20 protein-coding genes are annotated in these 19,860 nt (G+C 65.9%); 14 read left to right on the forward strand and 6 right to left on the reverse strand.

All coding sequences use genetic code 11. From position 1 onward, the window contains the following. The first annotated feature begins 52 nt into the window (after nucleotides 1-52). The 3 genes from mpl to CSAL_RS07835 are packed head-to-tail and all read left to right on the forward strand — an operon-like array spanning nucleotide 53 to nucleotide 2,659. Nucleotides 53-1,423 carry a UDP-N-acetylmuramate:L-alanyl-gamma-D-glutamyl-meso-diaminopimelate ligase gene (gene mpl, locus CSAL_RS07825; RefSeq protein WP_011506834.1) on the forward strand — a complete coding sequence of 457 codons (1,371 nt, stop codon included), beginning with the start codon at nucleotides 53-55 and terminating at the stop codon, nucleotides 1,421-1,423. After that, a complete protein-coding gene (locus CSAL_RS07830; protein WP_011506835.1) occupies nucleotides 1,413-2,039 on the forward strand; it encodes a flavin prenyltransferase UbiX in 627 nt (208 codons plus the stop codon). The genes mpl and CSAL_RS07830 overlap by 11 nt, the downstream gene beginning before the upstream one ends. Continuing rightward, entirely contained in the window at nucleotides 2,036-2,659 is a 624-nt protein-coding gene (locus tag CSAL_RS07835; protein WP_011506836.1) for a LysE family translocator, read from the forward strand. The genes CSAL_RS07830 and CSAL_RS07835 overlap by 4 nt, the downstream gene beginning before the upstream one ends. Nucleotides 2,660-2,687: 28 nt before the next feature. Here CSAL_RS07835 and CSAL_RS07840 read toward each other — a convergent pair whose 3' ends face one another. The 3 genes from CSAL_RS07840 to CSAL_RS07850 are packed head-to-tail and all read right to left on the reverse strand — an operon-like array spanning nucleotide 2,688 to nucleotide 5,894. Continuing rightward, complete coding sequence (locus CSAL_RS07840; protein ID WP_011506837.1) at nucleotides 2,688-4,097, reverse strand: bifunctional DedA family/phosphatase PAP2 family protein; 1,410 nt, start codon at nucleotides 4,095-4,097, stop codon at nucleotides 2,688-2,690. Beyond that, a complete protein-coding gene (locus tag CSAL_RS07845; RefSeq protein WP_011506838.1) occupies nucleotides 4,094-5,029 on the reverse strand; it encodes a diguanylate cyclase domain-containing protein in 936 nt (311 codons plus the stop codon). The genes CSAL_RS07840 and CSAL_RS07845 overlap by 4 nt, the downstream gene beginning before the upstream one ends. Beyond that, nucleotides 5,022-5,894: a GGDEF domain-containing protein gene (locus CSAL_RS07850; protein WP_011506839.1), complete on the reverse strand. Its 873-nt coding sequence runs from the start codon at nucleotides 5,892-5,894 to the stop codon at nucleotides 5,022-5,024. Before CSAL_RS07850 ends, CSAL_RS07845 begins: the two co-directional genes overlap by 8 nt. 126 nt (nucleotides 5,895-6,020) lie before the next feature. On the opposite strand from CSAL_RS07850, the gene CSAL_RS07855 reads away from it, so the two are divergent. The 11 genes from CSAL_RS07855 to lipB all read left to right on the forward strand — a co-directional run bounded on the left by CSAL_RS07855 (nucleotide 6,021) and on the right by lipB (nucleotide 16,270). Continuing rightward, nucleotides 6,021-7,307 (forward strand): glutamate-5-semialdehyde dehydrogenase, encoded by a 1,287-nt coding sequence (locus CSAL_RS07855; protein ID WP_011506840.1) that lies wholly within the window; start codon nucleotides 6,021-6,023, stop codon nucleotides 7,305-7,307. Next, nucleotides 7,294-7,953 carry a nicotinate-nucleotide adenylyltransferase gene (nadD, locus tag CSAL_RS07860; protein WP_011506841.1) on the forward strand — a complete coding sequence of 220 codons (660 nt, stop codon included), beginning with the start codon at nucleotides 7,294-7,296 and terminating at the stop codon, nucleotides 7,951-7,953. Before CSAL_RS07855 ends, nadD begins: the two co-directional genes overlap by 14 nt. Before the next feature lie 127 nt (nucleotides 7,954-8,080). Continuing rightward, nucleotides 8,081-8,452, forward strand: a complete 372-nt coding sequence (gene rsfS, locus CSAL_RS07865; RefSeq protein ID WP_011506842.1) for a ribosome silencing factor — start codon at nucleotides 8,081-8,083, stop codon at nucleotides 8,450-8,452. Continuing rightward, complete coding sequence (gene rlmH / locus CSAL_RS07870; protein ID WP_011506843.1) at nucleotides 8,449-8,916, forward strand: 23S rRNA (pseudouridine(1915)-N(3))-methyltransferase RlmH; 468 nt, start codon at nucleotides 8,449-8,451, stop codon at nucleotides 8,914-8,916. Before rsfS ends, rlmH begins: the two co-directional genes overlap by 4 nt. Nucleotides 8,917-8,979: 63 nt before the next feature. After that, complete coding sequence (gene mrdA, locus CSAL_RS07875; protein WP_011506844.1) at nucleotides 8,980-10,881, forward strand: penicillin-binding protein 2; 1,902 nt, start codon at nucleotides 8,980-8,982, stop codon at nucleotides 10,879-10,881. Between the two features lie 34 nt (nucleotides 10,882-10,915). Beyond that, nucleotides 10,916-12,013, forward strand: a complete 1,098-nt coding sequence (rodA, locus tag CSAL_RS07880) for a rod shape-determining protein RodA (RefSeq protein ID WP_083831090.1) — start codon at nucleotides 10,916-10,918, stop codon at nucleotides 12,011-12,013. A gap of 70 nt (nucleotides 12,014-12,083) precedes the next feature. Next, nucleotides 12,084-13,106: a lytic murein transglycosylase B gene (mltB, locus tag CSAL_RS07885; protein WP_043559249.1), complete on the forward strand. Its 1,023-nt coding sequence runs from the start codon at nucleotides 12,084-12,086 to the stop codon at nucleotides 13,104-13,106. Next, nucleotides 13,103-13,975 (forward strand): septal ring lytic transglycosylase RlpA family protein, encoded by an 873-nt coding sequence (locus CSAL_RS07890; RefSeq protein WP_011506847.1) that lies wholly within the window; start codon nucleotides 13,103-13,105, stop codon nucleotides 13,973-13,975. The genes mltB and CSAL_RS07890 overlap by 4 nt, the downstream gene beginning before the upstream one ends. Nucleotides 13,976-13,999: 24 nt before the next feature. Next, nucleotides 14,000-15,202: a D-alanyl-D-alanine carboxypeptidase family protein gene (locus tag CSAL_RS07895; protein WP_043558204.1), complete on the forward strand. Its 1,203-nt coding sequence runs from the start codon at nucleotides 14,000-14,002 to the stop codon at nucleotides 15,200-15,202. A gap of 109 nt (nucleotides 15,203-15,311) precedes the next feature. Next, nucleotides 15,312-15,608 carry an HP0495 family protein gene (locus CSAL_RS07900; protein WP_011506849.1) on the forward strand — a complete coding sequence of 99 codons (297 nt, stop codon included), beginning with the start codon at nucleotides 15,312-15,314 and terminating at the stop codon, nucleotides 15,606-15,608. Next, entirely contained in the window at nucleotides 15,608-16,270 is a 663-nt protein-coding gene (gene lipB, locus CSAL_RS07905; protein WP_011506850.1) for a lipoyl(octanoyl) transferase LipB, read from the forward strand. The genes CSAL_RS07900 and lipB overlap by 1 nt, the downstream gene beginning before the upstream one ends. 94 nt (nucleotides 16,271-16,364) lie before the next feature. Here the strand turns inward: lipB and lipA are convergent, their stop codons facing one another. The 3 genes from lipA to CSAL_RS07920 all read right to left on the reverse strand — a co-directional run bounded on the left by lipA (nucleotide 16,365) and on the right by CSAL_RS07920 (nucleotide 19,694). Continuing rightward, the gene (gene lipA, locus CSAL_RS07910; protein WP_035409999.1) at nucleotides 16,365-17,414 is read right to left on the reverse strand and encodes a lipoyl synthase; all 1,050 of its coding nucleotides are present in this window, start codon (nucleotides 17,412-17,414) and stop codon (nucleotides 16,365-16,367) included. Nucleotides 17,415-17,609: 195 nt separating this feature from the next. Continuing rightward, the gene (locus CSAL_RS07915; protein ID WP_011506852.1) at nucleotides 17,610-18,632 is read right to left on the reverse strand and encodes a zinc-binding alcohol dehydrogenase family protein; all 1,023 of its coding nucleotides are present in this window, start codon (nucleotides 18,630-18,632) and stop codon (nucleotides 17,610-17,612) included. Nucleotides 18,633-18,719: 87 nt separating this feature from the next. Then, a complete protein-coding gene (locus CSAL_RS07920) occupies nucleotides 18,720-19,694 on the reverse strand; it encodes a LysR family transcriptional regulator (RefSeq protein WP_011506853.1) in 975 nt (324 codons plus the stop codon). Nucleotides 19,695-19,860 lie beyond the last annotated feature (166 nt).

Raw genomic sequence — 19,860 nt, forward strand, 5'->3', positions numbered from 1 at the left:
GTGGGTCGCGCGGCGCCATGCTAGGCTCGCCGCATCATGGCAGGAGGCTCAGATGCACGTCCATATTCTAGGGGTTTGCGGTACGTTCATGGGGAGTCTGGCGCGGTTGGCCAAGGCGCTCGGACATCAGGTCAGCGGTTCGGATGCCAACGTCTATCCGCCGATGAGCACTCAGCTCGAAGAGGCGGGCATCGCCCTTTGCGAGGGCTATGCCGCCGACAACCTGATGCCGCGTCCCGATCTCGTGATCATCGGCAATGCATTGTCGCGCGGCAACCCCGAGGTGGAGGCCGTGCTCAATGCCAAATTGCCCTACGTCTCGGGCCCGCAGTGGCTGGCCGAGCAGGTGCTGCCGGGCCGGCGCGTGGTGGCGGTGGCCGGCACTCACGGCAAGACCACGACCGCCAGTCTGCTGACGTGGATTCTGGAGGCGGCCGGCCAGGCGCCGGGGTTCTTGATCGGCGGGGTGCCGCGCAATCTGGGCGTGTCCTCGCGACTGGGAGAGCCCGGGGCGCCGTTCGTGGTCGAGGCCGATGAGTACGACACGGCCTTCTTCGACAAGCGTTCCAAGTTCGTCCACTACCGCCCGGATATCGCGGTGCTGGGCAACCTCGAGTTCGATCACGCGGACATCTTTCCCGACCTGGCCGCCATCGAGCGTCAGTTCCACCATCTGGTACGTACCGTCCCCGGGCAAGGGCAACTGGTGGTGGCGGCGGGCGAGCCCGCCCTCGAGCGCGTGCTGGCGCAAGGCTGCTGGAGCCCCGTCGTGCGTTTCGGTGCCAGCGACGACGCCTCATGGCAGTGGCGGCTGGAAAGCGCCGATGGCCGTCGCTTCGCGGTGCGTCATGGCGAGCGCGTCGCGCACGTCGACTGGGCGCTGAGCGGGCGTCACAACGTCGCCAACGCGGTGGCGGCCCTGGCTGCGGCGTCGGCCTGCGGTGTCGCCCTCGAGGCAGGGGCGGCGGCGCTGGCACGCTTCGAATCGCCGCGCCGACGCCAGGAGGTGCGAGGCGAGGTCGGCGGCATTCAGGTCATCGACGACTTCGCCCATCATCCCACGGCCATCGCCGCCACGCTCGAGGGGCTGGCAGCGGCGACCGACGCGGGGCGGCTGCTGGCGGTGATCGAACCGCGTTCCAATACGATGCGTCTGGGCAGCATGCGCGAGCGCTTGCCGGACAGCGTGGCGGCGGCGGACCGCGTCTGGTGGTATCGGCCACCGGAGGTCGAATGGTCGCTGGAGGCGCTTGCGGCGGCCTGTCCGGTGCCGGCGACGGTGAGCGACGAGATGCCGGCCCTGGTCGCGGCCATCGTGGCCGAGGCGCGTCCGGGAGACCGGATCGTGGTGATGTCGAACGGGGCGTTCGGCGGTATCCACGAAAAGTTGCTGGCGGCACTGGAGGCCCGGCATGGCGGATGAAGCAATGTTCGAAGCGCCTGTCACCGTGGCGTTGACGGGGGCATCCGGGGCGCAGTACGGGCTGCGGCTCATCGACTGCCTGGTGGCGGCGCGGCATCAGGTGCTGGTGCTGATCTCCAAGGCCGCGCACATGGTCATCGCCACCGAAACCGACGAGAGCTTGCCGTCGAACCCCGAGCGCTTGAGCGAGGCGCTGCGGGAGCGAAGCGGTGCCGCGCCGGGCCAGATTCGCTGCTTCGCCCGGGAGGACTGGATGGCGCCCGTGGCCTCGGGGTCCGGTGCGCCTAGTGCCATGGTGATCTGCCCCTGTTCGACGGGAACGCTCTCGGCGGTCGCCACCGGCGCGAGCAACAACCTGATCGAGCGCGCCGCGGACGTGGCGCTCAAGGAACGGCGTCAGCTCATCCTCGTCCCACGCGAGACGCCGTTCTCGGCCATTCATCTCGAGCACATGCTGACGCTGACCCGGATGGGCGCGGTGATACTCCCCGCGGCCCCCGGGTTCTACCACCGCCCACAGACGCTCGACGACATGATCGACTTCATCGTGGCGCGCATTCTCAATCAACTGGGCATTGCGCATGCTCTGATGCCGCGCTGGGGAGAAGCCACATGATCAGCCTGTCGTTGCTTTCGGTCTTCGTGCCGACGTTTTTCATGGTGTCGTTGACCCCGGGCATGTGCATGACGCTTTCCATGACGCTGGGCATGACGATCGGGGTGCGGCGCGCCTTGTGGATGATGCTCGGCGAGCTGGTGGGCGTTGGCCTGGTGGCGGTCTCGGCGGTGGTCGGGGTCGCCACCTTGATGCTGCGCTACCCGGAAGTGTTCGCCGTGTTCAAGTGGGTCGGCGGCGCCTATCTGATCTATCTCGGTGTCATGATGTGGCGCTCCAAAGGGCGCCTGGCGATCCCCGAGGCGAGTGACGCGGTGCCCGATGTATCGCGGGTCCAGTTGATCGTTCAGGGGTTCGTGACGGCGGTCGCCAATCCCAAGGGATGGGCATTCTTCATCGCCTTGCTGCCGCCCTTTCTGGAATCCGGCCGTCCGCTGGCGCCCCAGCTGGTCGCGCTGGTCGGCGTGATCCTGACCCTGGAGCTGACCTGTCTGCTGATCTATGCCGGCGGCGGGCGCACGGCCAGCCGCTTCCTGCGCCGCAGCGGCAATGTCCAGCTGCTGAACCGCATTGCCGGCAGCTTGATGGTCGGGGTCGGTATCTGGCTGGCGCTGGGCTGAGTGTTCCGGTGCACGCGGGCATCAGGCATCACACATAGGGCAGCCAGATGACGCGTACCGTCAGCAGCAGCAGCGAGGCCCCCGCCAGCCACGGCCATGGGCAGGACGTGAGCGGTGCGCGCACGAAGCGCTGATAGCTCAATCGCGTCAAGGCACAGACCACCAGGCCCAGCAGGGCGCCGCCGATCAGGTCGCTGACCCAGTGCACGCCCAGAATCAGGCGCGACAGCGCCATGGGCAGACAGACCAGGATGGCGCCCCAGTAGGCCCACAGGCGCTGCCTGCCGGGGAGTGCCTCGGCGATGAAGGCCGCCGTCAGGCCCAGCAGTACCACACTAGTGGACGTGTGTGCGCTGGGGTAGGAGAACGAGCCGACGAGATAGTCGGGCGTCTCGGGGCGCGGCCGGGCGGCCAGGTACTTGAACAGCGTGTTGGCGACTCCGATGCCGCCCAGTGCCGCGGTGATGTGAAAGAAGGCGGCAAAACGCCGGGCGACGAGCAGCCAGAGCAGCCACGGCAGGCTGAGCGCGGTCACGCCCAGGGCGTCGCCGCTGAGCGCCATGAAGGCGCTGACGTCGCCTGGCCAGCCGTCGGCCAGCGGGGCCAGCAGTGCGTGCAGCTGTCGGTCCATGGGCAGGGAGGTGTCGGGGTGCTCGAGTACCCAGAGCGTCCAGCCACACAGGGCGATCAGGCTGCCGATCAACAGCGCCAGGGAGGCCAGGGGAATTTCGTTGCGCGGATGGGCGGCGCTCAACGTGAGCCAGACGCGCCGCCGCCAAGGGCGTGTGCGCGATGCCTGCGCCAGTCGCCTGTAGAGCTGTCCCTCGCGACCGAGCTGGTGACGCAGCCAGGAAAAGCCCACGCCCAGCACGGTCAGGAGAATGGCCAACATCAGTAGCCAGCGTTCGCTGCTGGGCGGCAGGTCGATCAAGCGATCCCAAGAGTGGCCCAGCAGGTACCCCGGCAACAGGTAGGCGGGCGCCCACAGCAGGGCCGAGCCGATATTGACTGCCGCGAAGCGCCATGTCGACATGTGCATCATGCCGGCAACCAGCGGCACGATGGGCCTTACCGGACCGACGAAGCGTCCGATGAGAATCGAAAGGTCGCCATACCGCTTGAAGAACGTGATGCCTCTCGCCAGCCATTCCGGGTGTCGCGAGAACGGCCACAGGCGCGGCACGCGTTCGCGCTGTCGGCGCCCCAGCCAGAAGCTCAGGCCATCGCCCACCGCCGCGCCCACGAAGGCGGCCGCCAGCAGCAGCGGCAGCGAGAGATGCTGATGGCCAGCCAGCGATGCGGCGGCGGTGAGCAGCACGATGCCCGGCACCAGTAATCCGATCACGGCCAGCGATTCGCACAGCGCGACGAGCAGGACGATGGAGAGCAGCAACGAGGGGGATGGCGAAAGTTGGTACAGCCACTCGGTCGGGTTCAAGTATCGGGCTCCAGCAAGTTGAGGCCGCGTGAAATCAGGCGCTGCTCGAAGCGTTCGGCGCTCTCGTCATCGGCCAGTTGGCAAATGCGGATCTGGGCTTGAATCGCCCCGATCTCGGCCAGTCGCGTCTCGCCGAGTGCCTGCATCAAGCGCTCCCGGACGATGAGTGCCCCCGCCTCGCCGGCATTGGCCAGCAGGAGCCAGAAGACATTGTGCTGATGCTGGCCGAGTGCATCGCCGCGTCGCGAGCTGCGCTGCACGACACGGCAGAAGGTCATCAATAGCGTGTCCCGCGTGGTTTGGCCGAACTGCTCGTCGGCCATGTCCACCTGCGGCAGATGAATGACCAGTGCACTCAGCGATTGGTTCAATGCCCGGGCCCGTTCGACCTCGGCGACGAGCCGTTCACTGAGGGTGTCGCGCGAAATGATGCCGCTTCGTGTATCGAGATGATCGGTGGACTTCAGGAATCGGGACTGCTGCATGTACCACCCGAGTGGCAGGATCGAGATGACCACGAGCGTGACGTAGTGCGTGCCGCTGACAGGCGCGGGCAGTGCGATACTGATCAGCAGCAGCCACATCGGCGCGAGCAGCACATTGAGCAGCAGAGCGGCGCCGGGAGGCAGTAGCAGCGTGGTGAGTATTGGCGGAACGCCCATCCAGAGGCTGATCGAGGTGTCGAGATAGGGAGCTTCCACGGCGATGGCCAGGTAGCCGCTGATCAGTACGATATAGGCAGAGCCCCGCTGCAGGTAGCGTCTTTGCGTCAGCAAGGCGGCGCCGGCCACCAGCGCGGCCAGGATGGCGGCGGGCAGGATGCGTGCGTAGTGTCCCATCAGGTAATGCCACAGCGTCAGGCTGAGCAGCAGCAGGGTGCCGCAGCCATATGCCAGGGTCTGGAAACGTGTCGGGAAGCGTCGCTCAGGCATGATCGGACTCCTCTTCGCGAGCCAGAGACAGACTGTCCGTCTGCATGGCCAGCGCGTGACCGAGCGTCAGCGGGTCGAGATCGGGTGTCACCGCGGCCACGCGCATCCGACATTCCATGGGGAGTGCCGCGATGAGCGCGTCACGCCGCTGCACGGCATGCTGGGCATCGGGCGATACCAGCAGCACACCGAAGGTATGGGGATTCACGCGGTAACAGCCCTCGAAGGCGCGGGTCAGGGCAGGAAGGCACTCGCCGAGACGTTCCCGGGCACCGTATCCACGTTGCCGTGGACGTATGACGAGCAATTCGACATGCACGTTCTCGCGCTGGCGCCGCGACCACTCGACCTCGATGTCCTGACGCAAGCGGCTGAGCGACCAAAGGGCTTTTCCCGGCGCCAGACGATGGCGATTCTCAAGCTCCTGGCGCAGGTGCGTGTGTTCGGCGGCCCGCGCCAGGCCCAGGAGCATCAGCCCGCTCAGCAGCATGCCGCTGAGAAAGGACTGGGGGACGGCCAGGGTCGACTGGACCTGCCACCAGCCGCAGGCTGCCATCACCAGCAGGCAGGCACGCAGCGCTCGGGGCTGCGGTGGCAGCAGCAGCATCGGCCACACCCACAGGCCGATGGCATAGTCGAGGGGCGCGCGCCACAGGAGTCCCGCCAACTGCAGGGCGCAGCAGGGCACCACCAGGCGCCAGACGCGCGGTGTCAGGTTGTGCCAGGCAAGGAGTGCCAGGAGCACGCTGGAGGGGGCCAGCAAGGCTTGCGCGATGGGGTCCGATTCCTGCCAGACGATCACGGCCAGCAGCCCCGCGCCCAGTAGGAAAAGCCCTGCCAGGGGAGTTTTGTATTTGCGCTGCATGGTGCCGTATAGTGATTCCTTTCCCAACGGTGCCGGCAGTATAGCCGCTGTTCACCTGTCGTCATGCTCCGGAAAGCGCTGCAAAACACGTGCTTCCCACCGTATACCTAGGAGAAGACTGCCCGCATGGCCCTTGAAACTTCCGCTCCCGAGATCGCCGACGTCGAGGCCTACATGCGCGCGCTGGGCGAGCGGGCGCGCGATGCGTCGCGTATGCTGGCGCGAGCCACGACTGCGCAAAAGAACCGAGCCCTGCACGCCATGGCCGAGGCCCTGGACGCCGCCCGAGAGACACTCGAGACGGCCAATCGCCGCGACCTCGAGGCAGGGCGTGCCAATGGCCTCGACGAGGCGCTGCTGGACCGCCTCGCACTCACCCCTGCGCGCATCGATTCGATGATCGAGGGGTTGCGCCAGGTGGCCGCCTTGCCCGATCCCGTCGGCGAGATTCGCGACATGCGTTATCTCCCTTCTGGCATTCAGGTCGGCAAGATGCGCGTGGCACTCGGCGTGGTCGGCATCGTCTACGAATCGCGTCCCAATGTCACGGTGGATGCGGCCAGTCTATGCCTCAAGTCCGGTAACGCCACCATCTTGCGTGGTGGTTCGGAGGCGATTCAATCCAACCGTGCGATCGCCGACTGCATTCGTCAGGGCTTGGCGGCGGCGGATCTCGACGCTGCCTGCGTGCAGGTGGTGGCGACCACGGATCGCGCGGCCGTGGGGGCGCTGATCGCCATGCCCGAGTACGTGGATGTGATCGTGCCGCGTGGCGGCAAGGGGTTGATCGAGCGCATCTCGCGCGACGCCAGGGTCCCGGTGATCAAGCATCTCGACGGCGTATGCCATGTCTACGTCGACAGGGCGGCCGATGATGCCAAGGCTGTGGCGATCGCCGACAACGCCAAGACGCAACGTTATTCGCCCTGCAATACCATGGAAACCCTGCTGGTGCATGTCGACGCCGCCCCGCGGGTGCTGCCCGAGCTGGCTCGGCTCTATGCGAGCAAGGGCGTCGAGCTGCGCGCCTGCGAACGGGCACGAGCCTGGCTGGCCGATGCCGTGGCTGCCACCGAGGATGACTGGCATGCCGAATACCTGGCGCCGATTCTGGCGGTACGCGTGGTCGACTCCCTGGAGGAGGCGATCGCGCATATCAATACCTACGGCTCGCATCACACTGATGCCATCGTGACCGAGAGCGTGACCGATGCCCGGCGCTTCCTCGCCGAGGTGGATTCCAGCTCGGTCATGGTCAACGCCTCGACGCGTTTCGCCGACGGCTTCGAGTATGGCCTGGGGGCCGAGATCGGCATCTCCACCGACAAGCTGCATGCCCGCGGCCCGGTCGGACTCGAAGGCCTCACCAGCGAAAAGTACATCGTGTACGGCGACGGCCATGTGCGCAGCTGAGGCGCGTCCGGCCCGGGTGGCCATGCTCGGCGGAACCTTCGACCCTGTGCACATGGGGCATCTGCGAAGCGCCGTCGAGCTGCGCGAAGCACTCGAGCTGGATCGGGTTCACATGGTGCCGGCACGCGTGCCTCCTCACCGTGCGACGCCGGGCGTGAGTGCCGAGCGGCGCGCGGCCTTGCTGGCGCTTGGCATCGGCGATACGCCCGGCCTGGCGGTGGATGACCGCGAGATCGCCCGGGACGGGCCGTCCTATTCCGCCGACACCCTGGCGTCGCTGCGCGAAGAGCTGGGACCGCAGGCACGCCTGGTCATGGCGCTGGGCCACGATGCCTACCTGAATCTGGCCGAATGGCACGAGCCCCAGCGGCTGTTCGATCTGGCGCACATCGTGGTCATCGACCGACCCGATCACGACCGTCCTCTGGCGCCGGCCTTGCAGGAACTGGTGGCGGGGCGCGAGGTGTCGGATGTCGAGACCCTGATGCAGGCGCCAGCCGGATCCCTGCTGGCGCTGCGTCTGCCCACGCGCATGGCCATCTCGGCCACGTCGATACGCGAGCGGCTGCGCCGTGGCGACAGCATCCGCTATCTAGTGCCCGAGGCCGTGGAGCGCGATCTCCTGGCGCGCGGGCTTTACGCTTGACAATGCGCCGTCGCGGCGGCCCTCGGGACGCCGACACGGCTTTTTATCGTGAGCCCTGGCGGTTTGGTGGCAGCGCGGTAGAATGCGACCTTGCCCAAGCAGGGCGACGACACATGAACGAGGAGCTATGCAGACCGAAGCACTCAAAACGCTGGTAATGAACACGCTCGAGGAACTCAAGGCACGCGATGTTGCCGAACTTGACGTTGCTTCGCTGACCAGCGTCACCGATACCATGATCGTAGCCAGCGGTACGTCGAGCCGACACGTGGGGGCCTTGGCCGAAAGCGTGGTCGAGTCCGTCAAGGAAGCCGGCTATCGTCCCCTGGGGGTCGAGGGGCGCCAGGGCAGCGACTGGGTCCTGGTCGATCTGGGCGAACTCGTGGTGCATGTCATGCTGCCCGAGACGCGTCAGTTGTACGATCTCGAACGTCTGTGGTCCGACCTTCCCAGCGATGGGGCGGTTGCCGAGGAGGCGCTGGGCGGGGTGCGTGGATGAAACTCCGCGTTCTGGCCGTTGGAACGCGCATGCCCGACTGGGTGACACGAGGCGTCGACGAGTATCTCAAGCGGCTGCCGCGGGATTTCAGCGTCGAGATCGTCGAGATCGCGCCCGGCAAACGCGGCAAGAATGCCGACGTGGCGCGGGCGATTCAGGGCGAGGGCAATGCCATGCTGGCCAAGCTGCGCGATCAGGAGCGTGTCATCGCGCTGGCCGTCGACGGACAACACTGGAGTACCGAGCGCCTCGCCGCCAATGCCGATCATTGGCGGCAGGACGGGCGCGATGTGGCACTGCTGGTGGGCGGGCCGGACGGGCTCGACCCCCGCTTGCTGTCGCGCGTCGAACAGCGCTGGTCGCTATCGGCACTGACGCTGCCGCATCCGCTGGTGCGCATTCTATTGGCCGAGCAGCTGTATCGTGCTTGGACCTTGCTGGCCGGGCACCCTTATCACCGATGAGCATCCAGGCCATGACGTGCCGGGGTGAATGCCTTCCACCTTCCCGCTTGTTATCGGGGACCCATGCGTAAACGTCGCGACGCAATCAAGGATACCGAACGCGAGGTCCGGGTCTTCCGTGGCCGCTCGTTCCTGGCCGCCGTGCTCGTGCTGTTGATGGCCGGCGGACTCGGTGCCCGCCTGTTCTACCTTCAGGTCGTCGAACACGAGGTGTTCACCACCCGCTCGGAGAACAACCGCGTCCGGGTCGAGCCGCTGCCCCCGACCCGGGGCTTGATCTACGACCGTCAGGGCAAGCTGGTGGCGGAGAATCGGCCGACCTATAACCTCACCATCGTGCGCGAGCGAGTCGACGATCTCGACGCCACCCTCGAGCGACTGGTCGATGTCCTGGGGCTGGACGAAGATCAGGTCGCGGCGTTCCGCAAACGCTCGCGCCAGCGTCAGCGGCCGTATCAACCGGCCTTGCTGATGAGCGATCTCAGCGAGCGCCAGATTGCCCACCTGGCCGTCAATCGCTACCGGCTTCCGGGTGTCGAGGTCGAGGCGCAATGGCTGCGCTATTATCCCGACCCCAAGATCATGTCGCACGTGCTGGGCTACGTGGGGCGAATCAACGAGCAGGAGCTCGCATCGCTGGACGGTGGCAACTACGCGGGTACGCACTATATCGGCAAGACCGGGATCGAGAAGCAGTACGAAGCCGCCCTGCACGGGCAGGCCGGCTTGCGCAAGGTGGAGACCAACGCGCGCGGGCGCGTGCTTCGCGAGCTTGAGCGTACACCGCCGCAACCGGGCAAGGACCTGACGCTGACCATCGATACGCGCCTGCAGCAGCTGGCGTACGATCTGCTGGACGGCCGGCGCGGGTCCATCGTCGCCATTCAGCCCCAGACGGGCGATATCCTGGCGATGGTGTCGGCGCCGGGGTTCGACTCGAACAAGTTCGTGACCGGCATTTCCTACAAGGACTATCAAGCCCTGCAGCAGGACCTCGACCTGCCGTTGTTCAACCGGGCCGTACGCGGCCACTATCCACCGGGCTCCACGATCAAGCCGTTCGAAGCGCTGGCGGCATTGCAGCACGGCGTGGTGACACCGGACGAGGTCATCTACGATCCCGGCTACTACAAGCTGCCCAACGACTCCCGCCATTACCGCAACTGGCTGCGCTGGGGGCATGGCCGAGTCGATCTGGAGCGTGCCCTGGCCGTGTCCAACAATACGTACTTCTACACCATGGCGCATCGCCTGGGGATCGACGCGTTATCCAGCTTCATGCACAAGTTCGGCTTCGGCGAAGTCAACTCGCTGGACGTGCAGGGCGCCTCGGCGGGTACCGTGCCGTCGCGTGAATGGAAACGCGCGAAGTACGATCAGCCCTGGTACCCCGGGGAAACGCTCTCGGCCGGTATCGGCCAGGGGTATTGGATGGTCACGCCCCTGCAGCTCGCCACCGCCGAGGCGACCCTGGCCAATCGCGGGCACTGGGTGCGTCCGCATCTTGCCAAGCGTGTCGGCGAGACCACGGTCGAGCCGCCTTTCGAGAACACCAGGCAGGACGTGGAGCTCGACAAGGATGCCTGGTGGGACGACGTGTTCAGCGGCATGCAGAAAGTGGTCAGCGGTCGTGAAGGGACCGCGCGCCACATCGGCAAGGGGCTGAAGTATGAAATGGCCGGCAAGTCGGGGACGGCGCAGGTGTTTTCGCTGGGGCAAAACCAGAAATACGATGCCGATGAACTCAGGGAGCGCCTGCGGGACCATGCCCTGTTCACGGCGTTCGCCCCGGTGGACGATCCCCAGATCGCCATTGCCGTGATCGTCGAGAACGCGGGGGGCGGCAGTTCGCACGCCGCCGGACTGGCCCGTGCGCTGGCGGACGAGTGGCTTTTGCCCGATGACGAGAACACCCACCAGGCCGAGAAACTGATCGAGGAGGACGTCGAAGTTGAAGGGACTTGAGTGGCGTCGATTCAGTCCGGCATCGTCCGATGGCATGGGGCGCAAGCGTTCGTTGTGGTCGCGCCTGCATCTCGACCCCTGGCTGCTGCTGCTGCTGCTGACCTTGATGGGGGCGGGACTGGTCGTCCTGTACAGCGCCAGCGGCATGAGTCCGGCGGTCACCATGGGACAGGGCATGCGCTTCGGGGTTGCCTTGCTGGCCATGTTCATGGTCGCCCAGTTTTCGCCGGGCACCCTGTACCGCTGGACGCCGTTGGCCTATTGCACGGGCGTGGCGATGCTGCTGGCGGTGGAGATCATGGGCGATATCGGCATGGGGGCGCAGCGTTGGCTGGAAATCCCCGGCGTGATCCGCTTTCAGCCGTCGGAATTGATGAAGCTGGCGGTCCCCATGATGGTCGCGGCTTATCTCTGCAAGCGCCCGCTGCCGCCCAATACCCGCGATTTGCTGGTGTGCGGCTTCATCATCGGCTTCCCGGTGATGCTGATCATGCGTCAGCCCGACCTGGGAACGTCGCTGCTGGTGGCGTGTGCCGCGGTCTTCGTCATTTTCCTCGCCGGGCTGTCGTGGCGAGTGATCGCCTTGCTGGGGGCACTGGCGGCGTCGGCCTTGCCGCTTTTGTGGTTCAACATGCATGAATATCAGCGCCAGCGCGTGCTGACGTTCCTGAATCCGGAAAGCGATCCGCTGGGCGCGGGCTGGAACATCATCCAGTCGAAGACCGCCATTGGCAGTGGCGGGGTCTTCGGCAAGGGATGGGGACTGGGGACACAGTCCCAGCTGGAGTTCCTGCCCGAACGTCACACCGACTTCATCGTCGCCGTGCTCGGGGAAGAGTGGGGGCTGATCGGCATGCTGGTCTTCCTGGCGCTCTATGTCCTGATCGTGGGGCGCGGACTGTTTCTCGCCAATACCGCGCAGAACACCTATGGACGCCTGGTGGGGGGCAGCATCGTGCTGACGTTTTTCATCTACGTCTTCGTCAATATCGGCATGGTCAGCGGCATTCTGCCCGTCGTCGGAGTGCCGTTGCCGCTGGTCAGTTTCGGGGGGACGTCCAGCGTGACCTTGCTGATCGGTTTCGGTATCCTCATGTCCGTTCACAGCCACCGGCGGTTGCTGCCGCGCTAGGCATGCCAAGACACGCAAGGATAGCGACCACATACCAGGGCCAAGGAGCCTGTGCCTGATGAAGCGGAACATGACACGCGCCCAGCGAAAAAAATTCGGCCCGCTACTGGCGGCGATGTTCCTGGGGCTGTGCGGAGGCGCGGCGCAGGCGGCACCGGATTTCGATCCCGCCTCGCATGAGAACATTCGTCAATGGCTCGATGGGGTGGCCCGGCAAGGCCTGGCACGCGACGAGGTGACGCGGGCGCTGCAGCATGCACGCTTCCGGCAGAACGTGCTGGATGCCATGCAGGGAGCCGCGGAGCGTCGGCTGAGCTGGCACGAGTACCGCGATATCTTCGTGCAGCCCAGGCGCGTTCAGGAAGGGGTGGCATTCATCGAGGCGCATCGCGAGGCGTTTGCGCGCGCCGAGCGCGAATTCGGCGTCCCGCCGGCCTACATCGCCGCCATCATCGGCGTCGAGACGCGCTATGGGCAGCACAAGGGCGACCACCGCGTGCTCGACTCCCTGGCCACCCTGGCGTTCCATCATCCCTCGCGTGGCGACTTCTTCCAGGGCGAGCTCGCGGCCTTTCTCGAGATCACGCTCGAGCAGGACATCTCGCCGCAAATGCCCAAGGGATCCTATGCCGGGGCCATGGGCTATCCGCAGTTCATTCCCACGAGCTACCAGGCCTATGCGGTCGATTTCGACGGCGACGGTCGCCGCGATCTCTGGGAAGACCCCGTGGATGCGATCGGCAGCGTGGGCAATTATTTCGCCGAACATGGCTGGCGGCGCGACGCCCCCGTGGTGACGCCGGCCGAGGGACCGGCGACGCCCCCCGACGGCATTGACTTCAACGCCACCCGGGCGCCTTATCTCGAGGCGGCGCGGCTGGCCTCGGCCGGCATCGTGCCGCGCGACGGCGCATCGGTGGACGGGAGCGTGGTGCCCCTGTCGCTGGAGCTGGCCGATGGCCGCTACCGGTATGCCCTGGGGCATCGCAATTTCTACGTCATCACGCGTTACAACCACAGCCATCTGTACGCCATGGCGGTACACGATCTCGCCGAGCGCATCCAGGCGGCGCTCGACGGAGACCCGGCATGAAGTGGGGCGGGGCGCTGCTCTGCATGCTGGTCCTCTTGCTGGCTGGCTGCGCCAGCGAGGGAGGCGGTCGCTACGCCCAGCAGCGCGACGCCTATCCGGATGCACCGCCGGACGTGTCCCAGGTGCCGGACGCGGTGCCCAAGGTCGAGCCGCGAGCCAAGAGCGGCAATCGCTCCACCTACGAAGTGTGGGGCAAGACCTACCATGTGCTGTCCGACCCAAGCGGCTACGAAGCGGAAGGGGAGGCGTCATGGTACGGCACGAAGTTCCAGGGCTATGACACTGCCAGCGGTGAGCCCTATGACATGTACAAGATGTCGGCGGCACACCGCACGCTGCCCTTGCCGACCTACGCCCGGGTCACCAATCTCGACAACGGTCGTGACGTCATCGTGCGCATCAACGATCGCGGTCCGTTCCATGGCGATCGGTTGATCGACCTTTCCTATGCGGCGGCGGCGCGCCTGAAGATTCTCGGTGGCGGCACGGGGCACGTTCGTGTCGAGGCCATTGACCCCAGGCAATGGGCCGAGCAGCATGAGCGTACCGGATCGTCGCGCCCGGCATCGCAGGCTGCGCCTTCCACCAAGGACGAGGCCGTCGCGCAGACATCGTCGCCCGCCGCCGAGTCATCAGCGCGCGAGGCACGTTACGTTCAGGTGGCGGCCTTCGGGTCCGCGACGAATGCCAGGGCGCTCGAGGCGCGCCTGAAAGATCGTCTGTCGCGCCCGGTGCGCGTGCGCAAGGAAGCGTCGTTGTACCGGGTCCAGGTCGGGCCGGTTCGCGATGCAGCACATATCGATTCCATCCAGGCGGCACTGCAAGAGGCGGGTTTCGACCAGTCGTTTGTGGTGTCCGCTGCCGAGTAACCCCGCTTAGCGAGAAATGTTGTCATGAGAGTGTTCGCTCAATCGTCACTGTTACGCGTTGTTCTACTGGTCACGCTATGTATCGGCGTCCTCGCGCCAACGGCACATGCCCAGAATCCACCGGAACCGTCGCCGGTGCCATCTTCCATGGTACCGTCCGCGCCGGAGCTGGCGGCGTCGGCATGGGTATTGATGGACGCCGATAGCGGCAAGATCCTGGTCGAGCACAATGCCGACAAGGAACTGCCGCCGGCCAGTCTCACCAAGATGATGACGGCCTATATCGTCGAGCGCGAAATCGATGCCGGCAACATCAGTGGCGACGACGAGGCCACGATCAGCGAAAACGCCTGGCGGACCGGCGGCTCGCGGATGTTTCTCAATCCGGGCAGCAAGGTGAGCATCGACAATCTGCTCCGGGGCGTGGTGATCCAGTCGGGTAACGATGCCAGCGTGGCGCTGGCCGAGCATATCGCGGGCAGCGAGGACGCCTTTGCCGATCTCATGAATCAGCAGGCGGCGCGGATGAAGCTCGAGCACACGCATTTCATGAACCCCACCGGGCTGCCCCACGAGGAACACTACTCCTCGGCGCACGATCTGGCGGTCATCGCTCAGCACATCATCAAGGACTACCCCGACCATTACGAGGTCTATTCCGAAAAGTACTTCACCTGGAACGACATTCGCCAGCCGAACCGCAACCGCCTGCTATGGCGCGACCCGAACGTCGATGGCTTGAAGACGGGGCACACCGAGGCCGCCGGCTATTGCCTGGTCGCGTCCGCCAAGAAGGACGGTACGCGCCTGGTGGCCGTGGTCATGGGAACCGACTCCGATGAAGCGCGGGCCCAGGAAACCCAGAAGCTGCTGAGCTACGGGTTCCGCTTCTTCGAGACGCAACGTCTCTACGAAAGCGGCGCCGTGCTCAATACGCCCCGCATCTGGGGAGGCGAGAAGGACGAATTGCGTCTGGGCGTCGCCGACGATGTCTACTTGACCGTGCCCCGTGGGCGCAGCGACGAGCTGAGCGCTCAGCTCGACATTCGCGAAACCATCGAGGCGCCGGTGAGCGCGGGCGATCGCCTGGGAACCTTGAAGATCGTGCTGGACGGCGAGGTGCTCGACGAGCGGCCGCTGGTGGCACTGGAGTCGATCGACGAGGGCGGCTTCTTCAAGCGGATCTGGGATAGCGTGCTGCAGTTCGTGAACGGCTTCTTTGACTGATCCGGCGGTGGAGGGTGGCGTCGGGTCGGCGCCGCCCTTGGTCGTCGCGGTAAGGTTGAGTAGAATACTCGGACATATCATGCCGAGCCCATACGAGGCCGTTCTACCCATGCAACAGACTTCGCCTACCGAGCAAGGGGCGTCGCAGGACGCACCCAAAATCGAGTTTCCCTGTCAGTATCCCATCAAGATCGTCGGTGACGCGGCGCCCGATTTCAAGGCCGCCGTGCTGGATATCGTCGAGCAGCATGCGCCGGGGTTCGACCGCAGCAGCGTGCGCATGGTCGATAGTCGCAACGGGCGTTTTCAATCCGTGCGCGTGGTCATCCGGGCCACGGGGCATGAGCAGCTCAATGCATTGTTCCATTCGCTCAAGGCGACTGGGCGCGTGCACATGGTGATGTGATGGCCGCCGAGCGCGGGCTTCCCCCGATCGAATTGCATCGCCTTGGGCGGCGCCCCTATGTGCCGGTATGGCAGGCCATGCGCGAGTTCACCGACACGCGCGATGCCGACAGCCCCGATCAGTTCTGGTTGGTCGAACACGACCCGGTGTTCACCCAGGGGCAGGCGGGCAAGGCCGAGCACCTGCTCATGCCCGGGGACATCCCCGTGGTGGCTACCGATCGAGGCGGGCAGGTGACCTATCATGGGCCGGGGCAGGTGGTGTTGTATCCGCTGATCGATGTGCGTCGTGGCAAGCTGGGAGTGCGCGAGCTGGTCAGCGCGCTCGAGCAGGCGGTCATCGACTTGCTGGCCGCGCATGGCGTCACGGCCCGGGCGCGCCCCGATGCGCCCGGGGTCTACGTGGGCGAGACCAAGATCGCCTCGCTGGGGCTGCGCATTCGTCGCGGCGCCAGCTTTCATGGCGTGGCGCTCAACGTCGACGGCGACCTGGCCCCCTTCCAGTGTATCAACCCCTGCGGCCATGCCGGCATGGCGATGACACGTCTCGTCGATCTCGTCGACGATTGTCCGGGCTGCGAGGCCGTGGCTCTCGAACTGGCCGAATGCCTGGCCCGGCAACTCGGCCGTCGACTGACGCCGATGGATACCGTGCCCGCCTGACCGCGCCGTGCGCAGCCTTCAACGACACGGCCCGCAGTGGACTGGTTCCACTGCGGGCCGTTCGCGTTGCCGATGCTGTCGGAGGTGGCGTGCGTCAGCCGATGTTGACGGCGGCGATGCGGTCGGGGTCCGAGGCCTGCCCGGGCACCGTGGCGGGTTCCGCCAGGCCCAGGTTGTTCTTCTCGAACACGCGATCCGCGCGGTAGCTGGAGCGCACCAGCGGGCCGGAGGGCACTTCCATGAAGCCCTTGGCCAGGCCTTGCTGGCGATAGTGCTCGAATTCCTCGGGGGTGACCCAGCGCTCCACCGGCAGGTGATTGCGTGTCGGCTGCAGATACTGCCCCAGGGTGACGATATCGACGCCGATCTCGCGCAGGTCGTCGAAGGTCTGCAGGATCTCCTCCTCGGTCTCGCCGAGCCCCAGCATCAGGCTGGTCTTGGTGATCACCTCGGGGCGATGGCGCTTGGCATGCGCCAGGACATCGAGCGTCTTGCGGTAGCCGGCCCGCGGGTCGCGAACCCGGCCGGTCAGGCGTTCCACGGTCTCGACGTTCTGGGCGAATACCTCTAGGCCGGAGTCGACGACTTCCTCGATGGCACTGGGCACGCCATCGAAGTCCGGCGTCAGGGCTTCCACCGCGACCTGGGGGGTGCGTGCCTTGATCGCGCGGATGCAGGCGGCGTAGTGGCCGGCACCGCCGTCGGGCAGGTCGTCGCGGTCCACCGAGGTCAGCACGATATAGCGCAAGCCCATCAGTTCCACCGATTCCGCGGTGTTCGCCGGCTCTTCGTGATCCAGCCAGCCGCGCGGGTTGCCGGTGTCGACGGCACAGAAACGGCAGGCACGGGTGCAGACCGATCCCATCAGCATGATGGTGGCGGTACCGTTGCTCCAGCATTCTCCCATGTTGGGGCAATGGGATTCGGCGCAGACGGTGCTGAGCCGATGTTCCTTGACGTTGCGCTTGACGGCCTCGAAACGCTCGCCGCCGGGCATCTGGACGCGCAGCCACTGAGGCTTGCGACCGCCCACGCCGCCTTCGGAGGGCTCGCGTGACTTCATGCCGTCCTTGATGGCGGCGATGCCTTGATCGTTGCGATATTTCTTGCCGCTGGTGATGCGCTGGGAAGGGGTATCACTCATTAGCGTGAGCCTCTCTGCAAGCCGGCCGACGGCGCCGAGGCGGCGCGACCACGGCATCATCGGAAAGGGGGCCGGGCGGCGTTTTCCGGGTAGCCTGGCACGGCATGACGATGCGTGTATTCATGCGCCAAAGATACCACACAAGGCGTCATTCTGGACAGTTCGACCGGCCGCGCGGCCGGTCGAACCTGGGCGTCAGGCGGCGGGCATGGCACCGAGTACGAGCTTGCCGGTGGTGTGTCCGGTTTCGAGGCGCCGGTGCGCCTCGCCGAGGTTGGCCGGCGTCAGCGGGCCGACGATGTCGCTGAGCGTGCTGCGCAGGCGGCCGGCGTCGAAATGCTCGGCCAGCGTCGCCAGGATCTGCCCTTGATGGGCGATATCGGCACCGTGCAGGGGCCGGGCGAACATGAATTCCCAGCTGAACGTCACTGCCTTGCCTTGCAGGGCATTGAGGTCGACGGGTTTCTGGGTCTCGGCGATGGCCACGATATGACCCAAGGGACGAATGAGCGACACCATGTTGTCCCAGTGGTCGCCGATATCGTGGCAGTTGAAAATGTAGTCGACCTGCGCGTGGCCGGCCTGCTGCATGTTCGCCACGAGGTCGTGATGATCGACCACTTCGTGCGCGCCCATGCGCCGGCACCATTCGACGGACGTGTCGCGGGAAGCCGTGGCGATGACCTTGATGCCGGTGAGCTGCCGCGCCATCTGGATCGCGATCGAGCCGACGCCGCCGGCACCGTTGATGATCAGCAGGGTCTGCTCGCGATGGGTGTCAGCGCCCTGAGACAGCTTGAGCTTGTCGAACAGGGCCTCCCAGGCGGTCAGGGACGTCAACGGCATGGCGGCCGCTTCCTCGACACTCAACTGCTGGGGGGCCTTGGCGGCCAGGCGGGCATCGACGAGCTGGTACTCGGCGTTGCAGCCGGGGCGTTCGACCTCGCCGGCATAGTAGACGCGATCTCCCGGTGCGAAGTGCTCGACGCCGGCGCCGACGCTTTCCACCCGGCCCACGGCGTCCCAGCCGAGCACATTGTGCTGGTCGCTGGGCAGGAAGGCACCCTGGCGTATCTTGGTGTCCACCGGGTTGACCGAGACGGCCTCGATGCGCACCAGCAGGTCCTGATCGCCGGGCGTGGGTGTCTCGCGCTGGCGAATCTCGAAGGCTTCTTCGGGGGCGGCCTGGGGCTGACCGGTCGTGGTGATCGCTTGCATGATTGACTCCGTGGAAAATCGAACGGGATGACGTTGCCCTCCTAGGTGAGGGCCGTCAGCGCTGGAGTCAAGGGTGGCGGTGGCGGATCAGGGCGTACAGGCGAAGCTGGGGCCGGGCGCGGGGACCAGCGGTGCCTTGAAATGGGCGTTCAGCTCCGGCAGCAGCTCCCTGACGAAGCGCAGGAAGAGTTCGGTCACGGGCGTGGGATAGCGGTCCTTGGGATGCACGGTGCACCACGAACGGCGCAACGGAAAGCCCGGCAGCGTCGGTGAGGCCAGCAGTCCCGAGGCGAGTTCGAGTTGTACCGCCAGGCGCGGCAGCACGGCAACGCCAAGATGCGCCATGACACCCTGCTTGATGGCTTCATTGGTGCCGAGCTCCAGCGTGTGGCGCAGCGAGACGCGCTCGCGGGCGACGAAGTCCTCGAAGGCGGTACGCGTTCCCGAACCGGGCTCGCGCATCAGCACGTAGTAGCGCGTGAAGTCCTCGAGCGTGGGCGCGTCGGCCGTCAGGAGCGGGTGGCCGGGCCACACCACGGGAATCATCTCGTTGTCGAGGATCGGCATGAAGGCAAGATTGGCATCCTCGGGAACCATGCCCATGATCACCAGGTCGTCGCGGCGCTCGGCGAGACGCTCCAGGGCCTGGCCGCGATTGCAGACGCGCAGGCGCACCTGCACCTCCGGGTAGCGGGCGCGAAAGCGTGCCAGGATGTGGGGCACCACGTACTGTGCGGTGCTCACCGCGGCGAGATTGAGTTCGCCGCGGATGGTGCCCGCCAGTTCGGAGAGCTCCATCTGCAGGCTCGAGACCTGGCCGAAGATCGACTGTACCGAGGCGGCCAGCGCATCCGCGGCGGGCAGGACATGCAGCGTCTTGCCCGCATACTTGAACAGCGGCTGCTCGAGGGCCTGTTCGAGCTGGCGGATCTGGGCGCTGACCGCCGGCTGGGTCAGCCCGAGCTGTTCGGCCGCCCGCGAGTAGGACTGCTGGCGATGCACGGCCTGGAAGACCTGCAGCTGGCGAAAGGTCAGACGATTGAGCAGATTGGGTCGCGACATGACGCCCCCGGCGTGGTCATAAGCTATTGCTTATAGCTTGGCAAAAAAATATCAATTTTTCTATTGGTCCTTCGGTGGGTAGCGTGAGAGGACGGATAACAAGCACGCTACGACCTAGGCTCTGTACGAAAACTGTCTGCGCTCGGCAATACGGCGTTAAAAATCG

This window comes from Chromohalobacter israelensis DSM 3043, from assembly GCF_000055785.1.
Lineage (GTDB): Bacteria > Pseudomonadota > Gammaproteobacteria > Pseudomonadales > Halomonadaceae > Chromohalobacter > Chromohalobacter israelensis.